The 16,171-nt window shown below is 68.9% G+C and carries 18 protein-coding genes; 15 read left to right on the forward strand and 3 right to left on the reverse strand.

Annotated elements, in window-relative coordinates:
- Positions 1–137: 137 nt before the first annotated feature.
- A complete protein-coding gene (locus tag ARC20_RS03505; protein ID WP_057644407.1) occupies positions 138–683 on the reverse strand; it encodes a Smr/MutS family protein in 546 nt (181 codons plus the stop codon).
- A gap of 101 nt (positions 684–784) precedes the next feature.
- Here ARC20_RS03505 and surE point away from each other — a divergent pair, with 101 nt between their 5' ends.
- The 4 genes from surE to ARC20_RS03525 are packed head-to-tail and all read left to right on the forward strand — an operon-like array spanning position 785 to position 3,672.
- Positions 785–1,576, forward strand: coding sequence for a 5'/3'-nucleotidase SurE (gene surE / locus ARC20_RS03510; protein WP_057644410.1), 792 nt, complete (start codon positions 785–787; stop codon positions 1,574–1,576).
- Positions 1,573–2,250, forward strand: a complete 678-nt coding sequence (locus ARC20_RS03515) for a protein-L-isoaspartate(D-aspartate) O-methyltransferase (RefSeq protein ID WP_057644413.1) — start codon at positions 1,573–1,575, stop codon at positions 2,248–2,250. The genes surE and ARC20_RS03515 overlap by 4 nt, the downstream gene beginning before the upstream one ends.
- 19 nt (positions 2,251–2,269) lie before the next feature.
- Complete coding sequence (locus ARC20_RS03520) at positions 2,270–2,884, forward strand: YqaA family protein (RefSeq protein WP_057644415.1); 615 nt, start codon at positions 2,270–2,272, stop codon at positions 2,882–2,884.
- The gene (locus ARC20_RS03525) at positions 2,881–3,672 is read left to right on the forward strand and encodes a peptidoglycan DD-metalloendopeptidase family protein (protein ID WP_057644419.1); all 792 of its coding nucleotides are present in this window, start codon (positions 2,881–2,883) and stop codon (positions 3,670–3,672) included. The genes ARC20_RS03520 and ARC20_RS03525 overlap by 4 nt, the downstream gene beginning before the upstream one ends.
- 92 nt (positions 3,673–3,764) lie before the next feature.
- On the opposite strand, the gene ARC20_RS03530 is transcribed toward ARC20_RS03525, so the two are convergent.
- Positions 3,765–4,145: an Mth938-like domain-containing protein gene (locus ARC20_RS03530; RefSeq protein ID WP_057644423.1), complete on the reverse strand. Its 381-nt coding sequence runs from the start codon at positions 4,143–4,145 to the stop codon at positions 3,765–3,767.
- 11 nt (positions 4,146–4,156) lie between these two features.
- Complete coding sequence (gene yhbY / locus ARC20_RS03535) at positions 4,157–4,462, reverse strand: ribosome assembly RNA-binding protein YhbY (RefSeq protein ID WP_057644427.1); 306 nt, start codon at positions 4,460–4,462, stop codon at positions 4,157–4,159.
- A gap of 66 nt (positions 4,463–4,528) precedes the next feature.
- On the opposite strand from yhbY, the gene rlmE reads away from it, so the two are divergent.
- The 11 genes from rlmE to recX all read left to right on the forward strand — a co-directional run bounded on the left by rlmE (position 4,529) and on the right by recX (position 16,163).
- On the forward strand, positions 4,529–5,161 hold the full coding sequence (gene rlmE / locus ARC20_RS03540; RefSeq protein WP_057644428.1) for a 23S rRNA (uridine(2552)-2'-O)-methyltransferase RlmE: 633 nt from the start codon (positions 4,529–4,531) through the stop codon (positions 5,159–5,161).
- A 66-nt stretch (positions 5,162–5,227) separates the two neighbouring features.
- Entirely contained in the window at positions 5,228–7,156 is a 1,929-nt protein-coding gene (gene ftsH, locus ARC20_RS03545; protein ID WP_057644431.1) for an ATP-dependent zinc metalloprotease FtsH, read from the forward strand.
- 183 nt (positions 7,157–7,339) lie between these two features.
- The gene (folP, locus tag ARC20_RS03550; protein WP_057644434.1) at positions 7,340–8,245 is read left to right on the forward strand and encodes a dihydropteroate synthase; all 906 of its coding nucleotides are present in this window, start codon (positions 7,340–7,342) and stop codon (positions 8,243–8,245) included.
- The gene (miaA, locus tag ARC20_RS03555; protein ID WP_057644437.1) at positions 8,245–9,228 is read left to right on the forward strand and encodes a tRNA (adenosine(37)-N6)-dimethylallyltransferase MiaA; all 984 of its coding nucleotides are present in this window, start codon (positions 8,245–8,247) and stop codon (positions 9,226–9,228) included. The genes folP and miaA overlap by 1 nt, the downstream gene beginning before the upstream one ends.
- 72 nt (positions 9,229–9,300) lie before the next feature.
- Entirely contained in the window at positions 9,301–9,573 is a 273-nt protein-coding gene (gene hfq, locus ARC20_RS03560) for an RNA chaperone Hfq (RefSeq protein ID WP_057644440.1), read from the forward strand.
- 14 nt (positions 9,574–9,587) lie between these two features.
- Entirely contained in the window at positions 9,588–10,904 is a 1,317-nt protein-coding gene (gene hflX, locus ARC20_RS03565; protein ID WP_057644443.1) for a ribosome rescue GTPase HflX, read from the forward strand.
- A 70-nt stretch (positions 10,905–10,974) separates the two neighbouring features.
- The gene (locus ARC20_RS03570) at positions 10,975–11,466 is read left to right on the forward strand and encodes a CinA family protein (RefSeq protein ID WP_057644446.1); all 492 of its coding nucleotides are present in this window, start codon (positions 10,975–10,977) and stop codon (positions 11,464–11,466) included.
- Positions 11,467–11,506: 40 nt separating this feature from the next.
- Positions 11,507–13,180, forward strand: a complete 1,674-nt coding sequence (ubiB, locus tag ARC20_RS03575) for a 2-polyprenylphenol 6-hydroxylase (protein ID WP_057644449.1) — start codon at positions 11,507–11,509, stop codon at positions 13,178–13,180.
- A gap of 519 nt (positions 13,181–13,699) precedes the next feature.
- Positions 13,700–14,344, forward strand: a complete 645-nt coding sequence (gene lexA / locus ARC20_RS03580; protein WP_057644452.1) for a transcriptional repressor LexA — start codon at positions 13,700–13,702, stop codon at positions 14,342–14,344.
- Positions 14,345–14,516: 172 nt separating this feature from the next.
- The gene (gene recA / locus ARC20_RS03585; protein ID WP_057644455.1) at positions 14,517–15,551 is read left to right on the forward strand and encodes a recombinase RecA; all 1,035 of its coding nucleotides are present in this window, start codon (positions 14,517–14,519) and stop codon (positions 15,549–15,551) included.
- Between the two features lie 120 nt (positions 15,552–15,671).
- Positions 15,672–16,163 carry a recombination regulator RecX gene (gene recX / locus ARC20_RS03590; protein ID WP_057644458.1) on the forward strand — a complete coding sequence of 164 codons (492 nt, stop codon included), beginning with the start codon at positions 15,672–15,674 and terminating at the stop codon, positions 16,161–16,163.
- Positions 16,164–16,171 lie beyond the last annotated feature (8 nt).

Below are 16,171 nucleotides of genomic sequence, written 5' to 3' on the forward strand. Positions count from 1 at the left end.
GTCCCGAAAGGGCCCCGCCCTCGCAGGCCGTGCACAGACAACAAACCAGCCGATCAACATCGAAGGCCAGCGCCCCCAAACACACACCGCAAGCCCAAAAAAAGCGGCCACCGGCCGCCACAAAAAACCCTACACCCTCACTTCCGCGCCAAAAGCACCAGCAAAGCCCCCGTCCCCCCCTGCGCAGCCGGCGCAGAATGAAACGCCAGCACATCGTTGCGCTGCCGCAGCAACCGGTCCACCAGGTTCTTGAGCACCGGCACCCCGCCATCGGACTGCATCCCCTTGCCGTGGATGATCCGCACGCACCCGAACTCGTGCGCATGCGCCTCCAGCAGGAACTGCCGCAGCATCGCCTCCGCCTGCGCCGCCGTGGCCCCGTGCAGGTCCAACTCGTCCTGCACCGAAAACTGCCCCTTGCGCAGCCGCTGGAAAAGGCGCGCCGGCAACTGCTCGCGCCGGTAGCTCGCCGTATCCCCGGCTTCCAGCGGCGCGCTGTCGCGCAGCAACCGCGCGAACTCCCCATGCGCCTCGGCCTCGTCGCGCTCGGCCATCCGCGCGCGCGGCCGTGGACGCGGCTTCTGCGGCGCCACCGCCTGCGGCTGGCGGATCGGCTTCACCTCGCCAATCGCCGCGCGGAACAACGCCGCGTCGTCCTGGTCTTCGTCTTCGGAATGCGACATGCGCACAGCGTAGCCTGCGCAGGCGTTCGCGCAAATGCCGACGGGCAGGGGGCAAGCATGCGGATGCATCCGGTATCATGGGGCGGCTTTCGAGGAGTCCCATGCGCGTATTGGTCAGCAACGACGACGGGGTCGACGCCCCCGGCATCAAGATTCTCGCCGAACACCTGCGCGGCGCCGGCCACGAGGTGATGGTGGTCGCGCCTGATCGCGACCGCTCCGGCGCCAGCAATTCATTGACGCTGGACCTGCCGATCCGCACCAAGCGCATCGACGCCCATACCTGCAGCGTCGCCGGCACCCCCACCGACTGCGTGCACCTGGCGCTCACCGGCATGCTCGATTACGAGCCGGACATCGTGGTGTCGGGCATCAACAACGCCGCCAACCTGGGCGACGACGTGATCTACTCCGGCACCGTCTCGGCCGCGATGGAAGGCCGCTTCCTCGGCCTGCCGGCCGTGGCCGTCTCGCTGGTCACGCACAAGCACGACGCCCGCCACTACGAAACCGCCGCGCGCGCCGCCGTGCAGATCGTCGCGCGCCTGGCCGCCGACCCGCTGCCCGCCGACACCATCCTCAACGTCAACGTGCCCGACCTGGCCTGGGGCGAGGTGCGTGGCTTCGAAACCACCCGCCTGGGCAACCGCCACCGCTCCGAATCGTGCCTGCCGCAGACCGACCCGCGCGGCAACACCGTGTACTGGATCGGCCCGGCCGGCCCCGAGCAGGACGCCGGCCCCGGCACCGATTTCCACGCCGTGCGCACCGGCCACATCTCCATCACCCCGATCCATGTCGACCTCACGCGCTACCAGGCGCTGGAGAAGGTCGCCGGCTGGGTCGGCGGGCTGACCGCCGCCATGGACGAGGCCGGGGAGGGACTGGCGTGACCCCGCGCCTGCGCCTGCAGCCGGAGGCCGTCGGCATCGGCATGACCTCCCAGCGCGTGCGCGACCGCCTGGTCGACCGCCTGCGCGAGGCCGGCATCGCCGACGAGCGCGTGCTCAACGCCATCCGCACCGTGCCGCGCCACCTGTTCATGGACGAGGCGCTGGCCTCGCGCGCCTACGAGGACACCGCGCTGCCGATCGGCCACGGCCAGACCATCTCCCAGCCGTGGGTGGTGGCGCGCATGACCGAGGCGATCCTGCAGGTCGAACCGAAGAAGGTGCTCGAAGTGGGTACCGGCTCCGGCTACCAGGGCGCGATCCTCGCCGCGCTGGGGCTGGAAGTGCATACCGTCGAGCGCATCGGCGAGTTGCTGCGGCAGGCGCGCAAGCGGTTCCGCCAGCTCGGCATGAACGTGCGCAGCAAGCATGACGATGGCCGCATCGGCTGGCCCGAACATGGCCCCTACGACGCCATCGTCGTCACCGCCGCGGCCCCCGCACTGGTGGACGCGCTCATCGAGCAGCTCGCCCCGGGCGGTCGCCTGGTCGCGCCGGTCGGCGGGCCGTCCTCGCAGTCGCTGGTGCAGCTCAGCCGCGATGCGCAGGGCGAGATCGCGCAGGAGGTTCTGGCGCCGGTCACGTTCGTGCCGCTGCTGTCGGGCATGCTGGACTGAATCCCATGGACGAGACGCGATGAAGATATTCGGGCCCCTCTATGACCTGGCGATCCGCTGGTCGCGCCACCGCCGGGCCCCGGGCCTGCTCACCGGGCTGAGTTTCCTGGAGGGCTTCATCTTCCCCGTGCCGCCGGAGGTGATGCTCGCGCCGATGTCGCTGGCGCAGCCGCGCCGCGCGATGTGGTTCGCCACGCTGAGCCTGCTCGGCTCGCTGGGCGGCGCGGTGGTCGGCTACCTGCTGGGCCATTTCGCCTTCGCCGCGCTGCACCCGCTGATCGAATGGCTGGGCTGGAGCGCGAAGATCGACGAGCAGGTCGCGCACCTGCGCGCGGTGGTCGCCGAATCGCCCTGGCGCGCGTTCTGGCTGCTCGTGCTCGCCGGCTTCACCCCGATCCCGTTGAAGATCTTTACCTGGGCCTCGGGCGTGGTCGGCGTGCCGATCGTGCCGTTCCTGGCCAGCATGGCGGTGGGCCGCGGCAAGCGCGTTTACCTGGTGGCTGGCGCGATCCGCCTGGGCGGCGCGCGTGCCGAGGCGGCATTGCATCGCTGGATCGAGCCGGTAGGCTGGCTCGCCAGCCTGGTCCTGGTCGGCCTGGTCGGCTGGGTGATATGGAGAGCGAAATTCGGATGAGCATGAACCGCATGGGGACGATGGCACGTCCGGTCGTGGTCGCATTGGCCGCGCTGGCGCTGGGCGCCTGCGGCACCGCCACGGTGGTCAAGAAGAACGGTTCAGGCGGCAGTGCCGCCTCGGTGCCGCGCACCTCGGTCGCGCGACCGGGCGCCACGGTCACCGTGCGCCAGGGCGACACGCTGTACGCGATCTCCCGCCGCACCAACGTCAGCCCGCTGGACCTGGCGTCCTGGAACAACATCTCCTCGCCGGACACGATCTACCCGGGCCAGACGCTCAAGCTGTACCCGGGCGGTGGCACGGTGGCCTCGCGCCCGGTGACCGCGTCGGGCGGCAGCACGTCTTCGGCCGGCAGTTCGACCACGGCCACGCGCCCGGTCGCGCCGGCGCCCGTGGCCACCCCGGCGGCGAGCGGTTTCAGCTGGCGCTGGCCGGCCGATGGCGTGGTCGTCGGCAACTTCGTGCCGGGCGAGACCACCAAGCAGGGCGTCGATATCGCCGGCACCAACGGCCAGGCGGTGAAGGCCGCGGCCGATGGCGTGGTGGTGTATTCCGGTTCGGGCTTGGTGGGCTACGGCGAGCTCATCATCATCAAGCACAACGAGCAGTGGCTGTCGGCCTATGGCCACAACCGCAAGCGGCTGGTCAACGAGGGCCAGGTGGTCAAGGCGGGGCAGCAGATCGCCGAAATGGGGCGCAGCGGCGCCACGCGCGACATGCTGCACTTCGAGATCCGCTACAACGGCAAGCCGGTTGATCCGCTGACGTATCTGCCGAAGAAGTAAGGCGGGGCCAGCCCACGCGGGTCGCGGAAAGCCGGCGCGTCGTTCGTGCCGGCCGTGGCGACGGCGTCATTCCCATCCTTTGGCGGAAGGGTTTAGGGAGCGCGCTCCAGAATCATCGCCAGCACGACCTTGCGGCCCTCCGCGGCCAGCACGTTGTACGTGCGCGCGGCGGCGTCGTTGCCCATGGCCTCCAGGCCGATGCCGCGGGTGAGGCAGGCGGCCAGCACGGCCGGCTCCGGGAAGCCTTGCCGCCCACCGGTACCCAGCAGCACCAGCGCCGGCGAGAGCGCCAGCACGGCGTCCATGTCCGAAGGCTGCAGGCTGCCCAGGTCGGCCACCGGCCAGTCCTCGACGAGCCGGTCCGGGGCCAGGATGAAGCTGCGCGACAACACCCGGTCGTTGACCTTGGCGTGGCGGCCGTCGGCCGCGCGCAGGGCGAATTCGTAGTCGGGGCGGTCTTCGCTCAGCTGCATGCCGGCAGGTCTCAGCCGCGCGGCAGCACGATCTGGCGCTTGTCCTTGCTCGGACGGTACAGCACGGCCACGTGGCCGATGCGCTGCACCAGCGCCGCGCCGGTCTGCGCGGTGATGTCTTCGATCATCGCGTCGCGGGCTTCGCGATCCTCGGCAGCCACCTTCACCTTGACCAGCTCATGGCGCTCCAGCACCTCGTCCAGTTCGGCGATGAACGCCGGGGTGATCCCCTTGCCACCGGTCTGCAGCAGGGCCTTGAGGTCATGGGCCATGCCACGCAGGAAACGGTTCTGGGCGGAGGTCAGGGCGGTAGACATGCAGTGTCGAACGGGAAGCCAAGGGGGTTCAGGGTATCATGGCCGACCCCCCGGACCTTCCAGATCATGGCCTCCCGCAGCAAGAGCAGCCAACGTTGGCTCAAGGAGCATTTTTCCGACCCGTTCGTGAAAAAGGCCCAGACCGAGGGCATGCGCTCGCGCGCGGCCTACAAGCTGGAGGAGATGCTGGCCCGCGACCGCCTGCTCAAGCCGGACATGGTGGTGGTCGATCTCGGCGCCGCGCCGGGTGGCTGGTCGCAGCAGGTGCGCAAGCAGATGGGCGACCGCGGCCGGGTGCTGGCGCTGGACATCCTGGACATGCCGCCTCTGGCCGGGGTCGAGTTCCTTCATGGTGACTTCAGGGAGGAAACCGTCCTATCCCAGTTCGAAGCCATGTTGGATGGCCAGCCGGTGGACCTTGTGCTCTCCGATATGGCCCCCAATAAGAGCGGCATGGACGCGGTGGACCAGCCGCGGATGATGCATCTGGCCGAGTTGGCGATGGATTTCGCCGACCACCACCTCAAGCCGGGGGGCGCGTTCCTGATCAAGCTGTTCCAGGGCGTGGGTTTTGATGAATACGTCCGCGAGCTGCGCCGCCGGTATGACAAGGTGTCCATCCGCAAGCCCGAGGCCTCGCGCAAGCGCTCGCCGGAGGTGTACGCCCTCGGGCAGGGCAAGCGGGCCCAGATCAAGTAAGCTGCCCCAGACAATCGCGAACCGCCGTACCAGAGAAGCCAAAGAGGGACACCGGAGCCAATGAGGATGAACGACTTGACCAAGAATCTGCTGTTGTGGGTGGTGGTCGCCGTCGTGCTGATGGTGGTGTTCCAGAGCTTCTCGCCGCGGACGGCGGGTGGCACGGGTGAGAGCATCAGCTACACCCAGTTCCTGCAGGACGTGGACAACGGCCGCATCAAGCTGGTGGAAATCACCGACGACACCACGCTGACCGCCAACTCGATCCGCTACACCCGCACCGACGGCACCCAGGGCACCCTGTTCGGGCCGGCCGACGACAAGCTGGTGGACGTGCTGTACGCCAAGAAGATCGAGCTCAAGCGCGACAAGCCGAGCAACGGCATCAGCTGGGCGGCGATCCTGTTCAACTTCCTCCCGGTGATCCTGATCATCGGCTTCTGGCTGTTCATCATGCGCCAGATGCAGGGCGGCGGCGGCGGGGCCAAGGGCGCGATGTCCTTCGGCAAGTCGCGCGCGAAACTGCAGGGCGAGGACCAGATCAAGATCACCTTCGCCGACGTCGCCGGTTGCGACGAGGCCAAGGAAGAAGTCGGCGAGCTGGTCGACTTCCTGCGCGACCCCTCCAAGTTCACCAAGCTCGGCGGCAAGATCCCGCGCGGCGTGCTGATGGTCGGTCCCCCCGGTACCGGCAAGACGCTGCTGGCCAAGGCCATCGCCGGCGAGGCCAAGGTGCCGTTCTTCTCGATTTCCGGTTCGGACTTCGTGGAAATGTTCGTCGGCGTCGGCGCCAGCCGCGTGCGCGACATGTTCGAGCAGGCCAAGAAGCACGCCCCGTGCATCATCTTCATCGACGAGATCGACGCGGTCGGCCGCCATCGCGGTGCCGGCCTGGGCGGCGGTCACGACGAGCGCGAGCAGACCTTGAACCAGCTGCTGGTCGAGATGGACGGCTTCGAGGGTGGTGAGGGCGTGATCGTCATCGCCGCGACCAACCGTCCGGACGTGCTCGACCCGGCGCTGCTGCGTCCGGGCCGTTTCGACCGCCAGGTCGTGGTCGGCCTGCCGGACGTGAAGGGCCGCGAGCAGATCCTCAAGGTGCACATGCGCAAGCTGCCGCTGGCCGACGACGTCGAGCCGATGGTCATCGCCCGCGGCACCCCGGGTTTCTCCGGCGCCGACCTGGCCAACCTCGCCAACGAGGCGGCGCTGTTCGCCGCGCGCGAGAACGCGAAGGAAGTGCGCATGGATCACTTCGACCGTGCGCGCGACAAGATCCTGATGGGTGCCGAGCGCCGCTCGATGGCCATGAGCGAGGACGAGAAGACGCTGACCGCCTACCACGAGGCCGGCCACGCCATCGTCGGCCGCCTGGTGCCCGAGCACGATCCGGTCTACAAGGTCACCATCATTCCGCGTGGCCGCGCGCTGGGCGTCACGATGTACCTGCCGGAAGGCGACAAGTACTCGATGAACCGCGTGGCGATCGAATCCCAGCTGTGCTCGCTGTACGGCGGGCGCGTCGCCGAGGAGCTGATCTTCGGCGAGGACAAGGTCACCACCGGCGCCTCCAACGACATCGAGCGTGCCACCAAGATGGCCCGCAACATGGTCACCAAGTGGGGCCTGTCCGACGAGCTCGGCCCGGTCGCCTATGGCGAGGAAGAGGACGAGGTGTTCCTGGGTCGTTCGGTGACCCAGCACAAGAACGTCTCCGACGAGACCGCGCGCAAGATCGACGAGGTCGTGCGTTCGATCCTGGACAAGGCTTACGGCAAGACCCGCCAGATCCTCACCGACAACCTCGACAAGCTGCATGCCATGTCGCAGCTGCTGCTGCAGTACGAAACCATCGACGCGCCGCAGATCGACGCGATCATGGAAGGCCGCGACCCGCCGCCGCCGGCAGGCTGGGGCAAGTCGGGCAAGGATGGCAACGACAAGAACTCGTCGCGGCCGCTGCCGCCGATCGCCGGGCCGGCCGAACAGGTCTGATCCCGCGGCGATGGGGTTCACGAAGAACGCGCGGTGAAAGCCGCGCGTTTTTCTTTGCCCGGGTGTCGCGATAGGCATGCCCCGCGCGCTGCGCGACAATGGCCGCCGCTTGCAAGGAGGTTTCCGCATGATGCCTGTCCCGAGTCCATTTCCCTGCGGCGCCTCGCGCGCCCGGAGCCCGTGATGTTCGATACCGCCCTGGTGCTGGACTGCAACGGCCGCGCGCTGCGGCTGGATCGCCCGCGGGTGATGGGCATCGTCAACGTCACCCCGGATTCGTTTTCCGATGGCGGCGCGCATGACACCGTCGAGGCGGGGGTCGCCCACGGCCTGAAGCTGGCCGAAGAGGGCGCCGACGTGCTGGACATCGGCGGCGAATCGACCCGCCCAGGCGCTGAGCCGGTATCGCTGGAAGAGGAACTGCGCCGCGTCGTGCCGGTGATCGAACAACTCGCCGCGCGCACCGCCTTGCCGATCAGCATCGACACCTTCAAGCCCGAGGTGATGCGCGCGGCGGTGGCCGCCGGCGCCGGGCTCATCAACGATATCTACGGCCTGCGGGCGCCGGGTGCGCTGGCGGCGGCCGCCGAGTTGCGCGTGCCGGTCGTGCTGATGCACATGCTCGGCGAGCCGCAGTCGATGCAGGACAACCCGGTCTACGACGATGTCGTCGCCGAGGTGCACCGTTTCCTGGCCGAGCGCATCTTCGCCGCCGAGATGGCCGGCATCGACAAGCGCCGGCTGGTCCTTGACCCGGGCTTCGGCTTCGGCAAGACCACCGAACACAACCTGCAGCTGCTGGCCGGGCTGGAACGCTTCGGCGAGTTCGGCCTGCCGCTGCTGGCCGGGCTGTCGCGCAAGCGCAGCATCGGCGAGATCACCGGCCGCAGCGTGCCGGCCGAGCGCGTGGCCGGTTCGGTCGCCGCGCACCTGGTGGCCGCGCAGCGCGGCGCGCTGCTGCTGCGCGTGCACGACGTCGCGTCGACGGTCGATGCCTTGAAGGTGTGGGCGGCGATCGACGCGGTGCCCGCGCCGCGCAAGGACCGCGCCACTGCCGCGCCGGCGATCCGCTGGCCGGACGAAGACTGATGCCGGCCGATCGCCGTCCGCGGGCGATCGCGCTGATGGGCCCGACCGCCAGCGGCAAGACCGCGCTGGCGATCGAATGGGCGCAGCGGCTGGGCGGGGAGATCGTCAGCGTCGATTCGGCGCTGGTCTATCGCGGGCTGGATATCGGCGCGGCCAAGCCGGACGCCGCCCTGCAGGCCGCCGTGCCGCACCACCTGCTCGACGTGCGCGACCCCTGGCAGACGTACTCGGCGGCCGAATTCGCGGTGGATGCACGCGCCGCGATCGAAGGCATCGTCGCCCGCGGCAAGGTGCCGATCCTGGCCGGCGGCACTGGCCTGTATTTCAGCGCGCTGCTCGACGGCCTGGCCGAGATGCCGCCGGCGGATGCCTCGGTGCGCGCGCGCATCACCGCCGAAGCCGAGGCGACGGGCTGGCCCGCGCTGCACCGGCAGCTGGCCGAAGTGGATCCCGTCGCCGCCGCGCGCATCCATGCCACCGACCCGCAGCGCATCCAGCGCGCGCTGGAGGTGTACCAGCTCAGCGGCAAGCCGATCAGCTGGTGGCAGGCACAACCGGCCTCGCCGCGCCTGCCGCTGCGCGTGCTCAAACTGGTGCTGGCCCCGGCCGAGCGCGCGGTGCTGCACGAACGCATCGCGCGCCGCTTCGACGCCATGCTGGCCGAAGGTTTCCTCGACGAAGTGCGCCACCTGCGCGCGCTGCCCGGGATGCAGGCGGTCGCCGCGCCGCTGGACCTGCCGGCCGTGCGCGCGGTGGGCTACCGCCAGGCCTGGGAGTTCCTCGACGGCGCCGCCGACGCGGCCACCTTCCGCGAGAAGGCCATTCAGGCAACCCGCCAGCTGGCCAAGCGGCAGCTGACGTGGCTGCGCGGCGAGCTGGATGCGCGCTGGTTCGACCCGGAGCGTGACCGCCGTCAGCTTGAACAGGCATCGGCGGCCTTCTTCGCCACAAAGGGTGCTGGCGGGCTGGCAACGGGCGTGTAACATCACCGTTCCGGAACCGGCTGGGGAAAGCGGGTCGACCGGGAACATAAGAACAATAACGGAGCGTGTGTGATGTCCAAGGGGCAATCCTTGCAGGACCCTTTTCTGAACGCCCTGCGTCGGGAGCGGGTGCCGGTCTCGGTCTATCTGGTCAACGGGATCAAGCTGCAGGGGACGATCGAGTCCTTCGACCAGTTCGTGGTGCTGCTGCGTAATACCGTCAGCCAGATGGTCTACAAGCACGCCATTTCCACCGTCGTGCCGGCGCGCAATGTCCGCGTCGGGCCGGGCGGTGGCTATGTGCAGTCCAATGATGGTTCCCAGGCGGAAGATGAAGTCGAGTAATACCGGAGTTACGCGTGTTTGACCGCTCCAAGCGAGGCGAACACGCGCTGTTGATCCAGACCCACGCCGGTGGGCCTGCCGAGGAGGATGTGCTCGAGGAGTTCGTGGACCTGGCCAAGTCGGCCGGTGCCACCGTGGCCGCGACCCTGACCGCAAGGATCGACAAGCCCAGCCCCTCTACCCTAATCGGCAGCGGCAAGCTGGAAGAGGTCAAGGCCGCCGCCGACGCCACCGGCGCGGACCTGGTGCTGGTCAACCATTCGCTCTCGCCCGTGCAGGAGCGCAACCTGGAACGGGCGCTGCAGCGGCGGGTGATCGACCGCACCGGCCTGATCCTGGACATCTTCGCCCAGCGGGCGCACAGCCACGAAGGCAAGCTGCAGGTCGAACTGGCCCAGCTGCGCCACTTGGCCACGCGGCTGGTGCGCGGCTGGACCCACCTGGAGCGCCAGCGCGGCGGTTCGATCGGCCTGCGCGGCCCGGGTGAAACCCAGCTGGAAACCGACCGCCGCCTGCTGCAAAAGCGGGTGGAGCAGCTGCAGAAGCGGCTGGAGAAGGTGGAAGTGCAGCGCACGCAGATGCGTCGCGCGCGCGTGCGCAGCGAGCTGCCGCGCATCGCGCTGGTGGGCTATACCAACGCCGGCAAGTCCACCCTGTTCAACGCGTTGACGGGCGCGGAGGCCTACGCGGCCGACCAGCTGTTCGCCACGCTCGATCCCACGGTGCGCCGCATCGCGCTGCCGGGGGGCAACGTGATCCTGGCCGACACCGTGGGCTTCGTGCGCGATTTGCCGCACGAACTCGTCGCGGCGTTCCGTTCCACGTTGTCCGAAGCGCGCGAAGCCGACCTGCTGCTGCATGTCGTCGATGCCGCCGACCCGCTGCGCGAGGATCGCATCCGCCAGGTCGACGAAGTGCTGCAGGCCGTCGGCGCCGGTGAACTGCCGCAGCTGCTGGTGTTCAACAAGATCGACCGCATCGAGGGCGCCGACGTGCGCCACGACGCGCAGGACGGCGTGCCGGACCAGGCGCGCCGCGAACGCGTGTGGATCTCCGCGCGCGATGGCCGTGGCCTGGAACTGCTGCAGCGCGTGCTCGGCCAGCGCCTGGGCCTGCAGCACGTCACCGGCTCGCTGCGGCTGCCGCCGTCGGCTGGCCGCCTGCGTTCGCGCCTGCATGCACTGGAAGTGGTGCAGGGCGAGCAGGCCGACGAGGAAGGCTGGCTGCTGGAAGTCGATATTCCCATCGCCGAAGCCGAGCGCCTGGCCGCCAGCCGTGATGGCGCGCCGATCCGCGCGCTGCTGCCCGAGCCGCCCGCCGAGGAATGGTGACCGCGGCGGTCGGGGCGACAGCGCTGCCGGATTGGGCTAAAAAGGCAGCCATCCCCCGAACCGATCCGCCATGAGTCCCCCCGACGCCGAACTGCGGCAGCTCGCCGAGCTGCTGGGAAGCCAACTGCACGCCGCGCGCGAGCGCCTGGTCACCGCCGAGAGCTGCACCGGCGGCTGGATCGCCAAGGCGGTCACCGACGTCGCCGGTTCCTCGGCGTGGTTCGATTGCGGCATGGCGGCCTACAGCTACGAGGCCAAGCAGGCGCTGCTGGGCGTGCGCCCGCAGACGCTGGAAGTGCATGGCGCGGTGAGCCGCGAGACGGTGATCGAGATGGTCTCCGGCGCGCTGGTCAATTCCGGCGCGAGCATCGCCGTGGCGGTGACCGGCATCGCCGGGCCGGGCGGCGGCAGCGAGGACAAGCCGGTCGGCACCGTGTGGGTCGGCTGGAAGCGCCGCGGCGGCTACGCCAAGGCCGAGGTGTTCCATTTCGATGGCGACCGCGACGCGGTGCGCCGCCAGACCGTGGCCGCCGCGCTGCGCGGCTTGAGCGCGCTGCTGTGAACGCCGGGGCGCGCCACGCCGGCAAGGGGAGGGCGCGCTGATGTGGGAGGCGCTGGGCACGGTACGCGACCTGGGGCGGATGCAGGAGATCGCCTCGGTCCTGATTCGTTACGGCTTCGGCGACATCGTGCGGCGCATCGGCCTGGCGCAATGGCTGGAGCGCGCGGGCCGCCTGCTGCACTGGCACAACGCCGACGGGATGCTGCGCATGTCCGCGGCCACGCGCGTGCGGCGCGCGCTGGAGGATCTCGGCCCGACGTTCGTCAAGCTCGGCCAGGTGATGGCCACGCGCGTGGACCTGCTGCCGCCGGAGTGGATCGCCGAGCTGAGCGAGCTGCAGAACGCGGTGCCGGCGCTGCCGTTCGAGCAGGTGCGTCCGCAACTGGTGGCCGACCTGGGCGCGCCGCCGGAGGAGATTTTCGCGCGGCTGGACGAACAGCCGCTGGCCGCCGCCTCGCTGGCGCAGACCCATCGCGCGTGGCTGGATGACGGGCGCGCCGTGGTGCTGAAGATCCGGCGCCCGGGCATCGGCGAAGTGATCGAGGCCGACCTGCGCTTGCTGGCGCGGCTGGCCGAGGTGATCGAAACACAGCTGCCGGACCTGCGCCGTTACCGGCCGGCCGAGGTGGTGCGGCAGTTCACCGTCTCGCTGCGGCGCGAGCTGGATTTCGCCGCCGAGTGCCGGCATGCGGAGAAGATCGCGGGCAATTTCGCCGGGCATCCGGAGATCTTCATTCCGGCCGTGCATTGGGCGTGGACCTGCGCCTCGCTCAACGTGCAGGACTTCGTGGACGGCATCCCGGGCCGCGACCTGGCGGCGGTGGATGCGGCGGGGCTGGATCGCGTCGAGCTGGCGCGTCGTGGCGCGGGCATCGTGCTCAAGATGGTGCTGGAGGATGGCTACTTCCATGCCGATCCGCACCCGGGAAACATCTTCTACCTGCGCGACGGCCGCATCGGGGTAATCGACTTCGGCATGGTGGGGCGGCTGAGCGAGGAGCGGCGTTTCCAGATCGCGCGGCTGCTGCATGGCGCGGTGGAGCACGATGCCGAGGCGGTGACCGACGTGCTGTTGGCCTGGGCCGACGGCGGCCTGGACGTGGACGAGGGCCGCCTGCAGACGGACGTGGCGCTGTTCGTGGAGCAGTACCGCGGCGTGCCGCTGAAGGAACTGCGCATCGGGCAGATGCTGGGGGAGATCACCGGGATCCTGCGCGAGCATTCGCTGGTGCTGCCTTCGGACCTGGCGCTGATGATCAAGGCGTTCCTGACGCTGGAGGGGATGGGGCGGCAGCTCGATCCGGATTTCGACATGGCCAGCGAGGCGCGGCCCTACCTGCAACGGGTGATGCTGCAGCGCTTCGGGCCGGCGCAGGTATGGCAGCGCGGGCGGCGCGGCGTGAGCGGTTTGCTGGAGCTGGCCGGGGATTTGCCGCGCGACCTGCGCCGGTTGCTGCAGGCGGCCAAGCGCGGGCGGCTGCAGTTGCGGGTGGAGACGGAGGCGCTGAAGGGGTTCGGGGACCAGGTCAATCGCGCGGCCAATCGGCTGACGATGGGGATCGTGACCGCGGCGCTGATCATCGGGTCTTCCATCGTGATGAACAGCATCGGGGGAGTGTCGAGTCGCTGGCTCCTGGCGATGGGGGTGACCGGGTTCATCGGGGCCGGGTTGTGTGGGCTTTGGATTCTTTATGCGATTTGGCGGAGTCGGTAGGGGATGGGGGTGTTGCGGCCGTAGGCCGCTTTGTTTTTGGGTTTCCTTGGGCGTTGGGGGTTGTTGGCCTTCGAGGTTGATCGGCTGTTTGTGGTTGTGTGCACGCCCTGCGGGGGCCGGGCCCTTTCGGGACACGCCGTGAACCCATCCATGGGGGCTCGTCGGCGACATCCATGTCGCCAACGGTCCCGAAAGGGCCCAGCCCCCGCAGGCCCTCCAGATCCCCTCGACCGGATGACAACAGCCAAAGCAACGCGCCACGGCGCGCCGGAGCGGCTTCAGCCGCGACTGGAAGAGCAATGGGAAGGTGGATGTTGGAGATATGAAGGAAGGGTCAGAGGAAGGCTTTTGCTTTTGCTCTTCTCCCTCCCACTCTCCGCGCGCCTTTATCGAAGCGGGATCAATGACGCGCCTAGCCCGGGGCCCGTACCGTAAGCCGACGTCTCAGCCGCAAACCGCAACCGCGGCCAACAAAAAAACATTTGCACGGCAATGGCGTTAGTAGTAATACTACTAACCATGGACCTGACCGAAACCCAGCAAGCCATCCTGGCCATGATCGCCGAGCGGATCGAAGGCGAGGGCGTGCCCCCCTCGCAGACCGAAATCGCCCGCGCCTTCGGCTTCAAGGGCGTGCGCGCCGCGCAGTACCACCTGGAGGCGCTCGAGCAGGCCGGCGCCATTCGCCGGGTCCCCGGCCAGGCCCGCGGCATCCGCCTGGTCACCCCGGCCGCCGCCCCCACGCCGGCGGCCAACGACGAGGCCCTCCGCGCCGATGATGTCCTGCGCCTGCCGGTGCTCGGACGGGTCGCCGCCGGCCTGCCCATCGGCGCCGATATCGGTTCGGAAGACTTCGTGGTGCTGGATCGGGTGTTCTTCTCCCCGGCACCCGATTACCTGCTCAAGGTGCAGGGCGATTCGATGATCGACGAAGGCATCTTCGACGGCGACCTCATCGGCGTGCACCGCACGCGCGATGCCCGCTCCGGCCAGATCGTGGTGGCGCGCATCGACGAGGAAATCACCGTCAAGCTGCTGAAGGTCGGCAAGGACCGCATCCGCCTGCTGCCACGCAATCCGGACTACGCACCGATCGAAGTGCTGCCGGACCAGGACTTCGCCATCGAAGGCCTGTACTGCGGCCTGCTCAGGCCCAATCGTTGAGCGGGCTTCCCAGGCGCCAGGCCGTCGTTTCCCGACGTCCGGCCAAGGCCCAGGCCGCTACCGCGGGCCACCCCGGGAAAATAAATTGAACGCGTCGCCGGCAATCTCAGCCTTTGCGATACGCGACCCTTAGATTGACGCCATACCGAAATCACTGACGAGGACCACCCAGATGGACGAGAACAAGAAGCGCGCCCTTTCCGCCGCCCTGAGCCAGATCGAAAAGCAGTTCGGCAAGGGCTCGGTGATGCGCATGGGCGACCGGGTCGTGGAGCCCGTCGAGGCCATTCCGACCGGCTCGCTGATGCTGGACATCGCGCTGGGCATCGGCGGCCTGCCGAAGGGCCGCGTGGTCGAAATCTACGGGCCGGAGTCCTCGGGCAAGACCACGCTCACCCTGCAGGCGATCGCCGAATGCCAGAAGAAGGGCGGCACCGCGGCCTTCATCGACGCCGAGCACGCGCTGGATCCGATCTACGCCGCCAAGCTGGGCGTCAATGTCGATGACCTGCTGCTCTCCCAGCCGGATACCGGCGAGCAGGCGCTGGAAATCGCCGACATGCTGGTGCGCTCGGGTTCGGTGGACATCCTGGTCATCGACTCGGTCGCCGCGCTCACCCCGAAGGCCGAAATCGAAGGCGAGATGGGCGACCAGCTGCCGGGCCTGCAGGCGCGCCTCATGAGCCAGGCGCTGCGCAAGCTCACCGGCAACATCAAGCGCTCCAACACCCTGGTGGTCTTCATCAACCAGCTGCGCATGAAGATCGGCGTAATGATGCCGGGCCAGAGCCCGGAAACCACCACCGGCGGCAATGCGCTGAAGTTCTACGCCTCGGTGCGCCTGGATATCCGCCGCATCGGCGCGATCAAGAAGGGCGACGAGATCATCGGCAACCAGACCAAGATCAAGGTCGTCAAGAACAAGCTGGCGCCCCCGTTCAAGCAGGTCATCACGGAAATCCTCTACGGCGAAGGCATCAGCCGCGAGGGCGAACTGATCGACATGGGCGTGGAAGCCAAGCTCGTCGAGAAGGCCGGCGCCTGGTACAGCTACGGTGATGAGCGCATCGGCCAAGGCAAGGACAACGCCCGCGGCTACCTGCGCGACAACCCGCAGGTGGCGGCCAGGCTCGAAGCCGAGCTGCGCGAGCGGTTCCAGCCGGCCGAGGCCGCGCGCGAGGAAGGCGACGACGGCGACGACGAGTAAGTTTTCACCTATCGCGGGGCGGCGGAGTCAGTGCCGTCGTACCCGCGGTAGCTTTTATGCACGCCAGGAGGGCAGGCGCCAAGGATGGCGCGATGTCTCTGGATCACGGTAGGGACGTTCATGAACGACGAGGCAGAAGGCCGTCGTCGCGGCCGACGGCCGCGGCCGGAGCCCACGCCCGTGCAGCGGGCCCTGGGCCTGCTGGTGCGACGCGAGCACTCACGCAAGGAACTGGTGCGCAAGCTGCGCGGCCGGGGCGTGGAGGCCGAGGATGCCGATGCCGCCGTGGCCCGGCTCGCCGGGGAAGGCTGGCAGGATGACACGCGCTTCGCCGAATCCCTGGTGCGTTCGCGTGCCGCCAGCGGCTATGGGCCGCTGCATGTCCGTGCCGAGCTGGGTACCCATGGGCTGGATCGCGAGGCCGTAGCCACCGCCATGGAGGCCTACGAGGGCGATTGGCGCGAGAACGCGCGGGACCTGGTACGCCGTCGCTTCGGCGAGGCCGGGCCCCAGGACCTGACGCAGCGGCGCAAGGCCGCCGAGCTACTGGCGCGCCGCGGCTTCGACGCCGACACCATCCGCGCGGCCACCCGCTTCGACGCTGACGACTGAGCGGCCAA

It is taken from the genome of Stenotrophomonas panacihumi, from assembly GCF_001431645.1.
Taxonomy (GTDB): domain Bacteria; phylum Pseudomonadota; class Gammaproteobacteria; order Xanthomonadales; family Xanthomonadaceae; genus Stenotrophomonas_A; species Stenotrophomonas_A panacihumi.

What these genes read in the sequence shown, in the direction of transcription:
- ARC20_RS03505 (WP_057644407.1), bottom strand. Translation starts at nt 683, where the DNA reads ATGTCGCATTCCGAAGACGAAGACCAGGACGACGCGGCGTTGTTCCGC.
- surE (WP_057644410.1), top strand. Translation starts at nt 785, where the DNA reads ATGCGCGTATTGGTCAGCAACGACGACGGGGTCGACGCCCCCGGCATC.
- ARC20_RS03520 (WP_057644415.1), top strand. Translation starts at nt 2,270, where the DNA reads ATGAAGATATTCGGGCCCCTCTATGACCTGGCGATCCGCTGGTCGCGC.
- ARC20_RS03525 (WP_057644419.1), top strand. Translation starts at nt 2,881, where the DNA reads ATGAGCATGAACCGCATGGGGACGATGGCACGTCCGGTCGTGGTCGCA.
- ARC20_RS03530 (WP_057644423.1), bottom strand. Translation starts at nt 4,145, where the DNA reads ATGCAGCTGAGCGAAGACCGCCCCGACTACGAATTCGCCCTGCGCGCG.
- yhbY (WP_057644427.1), bottom strand. Translation starts at nt 4,462, where the DNA reads ATGTCTACCGCCCTGACCTCCGCCCAGAACCGTTTCCTGCGTGGCATG.
- rlmE (WP_057644428.1), top strand. Translation starts at nt 4,529, where the DNA reads ATGGCCTCCCGCAGCAAGAGCAGCCAACGTTGGCTCAAGGAGCATTTT.
- ftsH (WP_057644431.1), top strand. Translation starts at nt 5,228, where the DNA reads ATGAACGACTTGACCAAGAATCTGCTGTTGTGGGTGGTGGTCGCCGTC.
- folP (WP_057644434.1), top strand. Translation starts at nt 7,340, where the DNA reads ATGTTCGATACCGCCCTGGTGCTGGACTGCAACGGCCGCGCGCTGCGG.
- miaA (WP_057644437.1), top strand. Translation starts at nt 8,245, where the DNA reads ATGCCGGCCGATCGCCGTCCGCGGGCGATCGCGCTGATGGGCCCGACC.
- hfq (WP_057644440.1), top strand. Translation starts at nt 9,301, where the DNA reads ATGTCCAAGGGGCAATCCTTGCAGGACCCTTTTCTGAACGCCCTGCGT.
- ARC20_RS03570 (WP_057644446.1), top strand. Translation starts at nt 10,975, where the DNA reads ATGAGTCCCCCCGACGCCGAACTGCGGCAGCTCGCCGAGCTGCTGGGA.
- ubiB (WP_057644449.1), top strand. Translation starts at nt 11,507, where the DNA reads ATGTGGGAGGCGCTGGGCACGGTACGCGACCTGGGGCGGATGCAGGAG.
- lexA (WP_057644452.1), top strand. Translation starts at nt 13,700, where the DNA reads ATGGACCTGACCGAAACCCAGCAAGCCATCCTGGCCATGATCGCCGAG.
- recA (WP_057644455.1), top strand. Translation starts at nt 14,517, where the DNA reads ATGGACGAGAACAAGAAGCGCGCCCTTTCCGCCGCCCTGAGCCAGATC.
- recX (WP_057644458.1), top strand. Translation starts at nt 15,672, where the DNA reads ATGAACGACGAGGCAGAAGGCCGTCGTCGCGGCCGACGGCCGCGGCCG.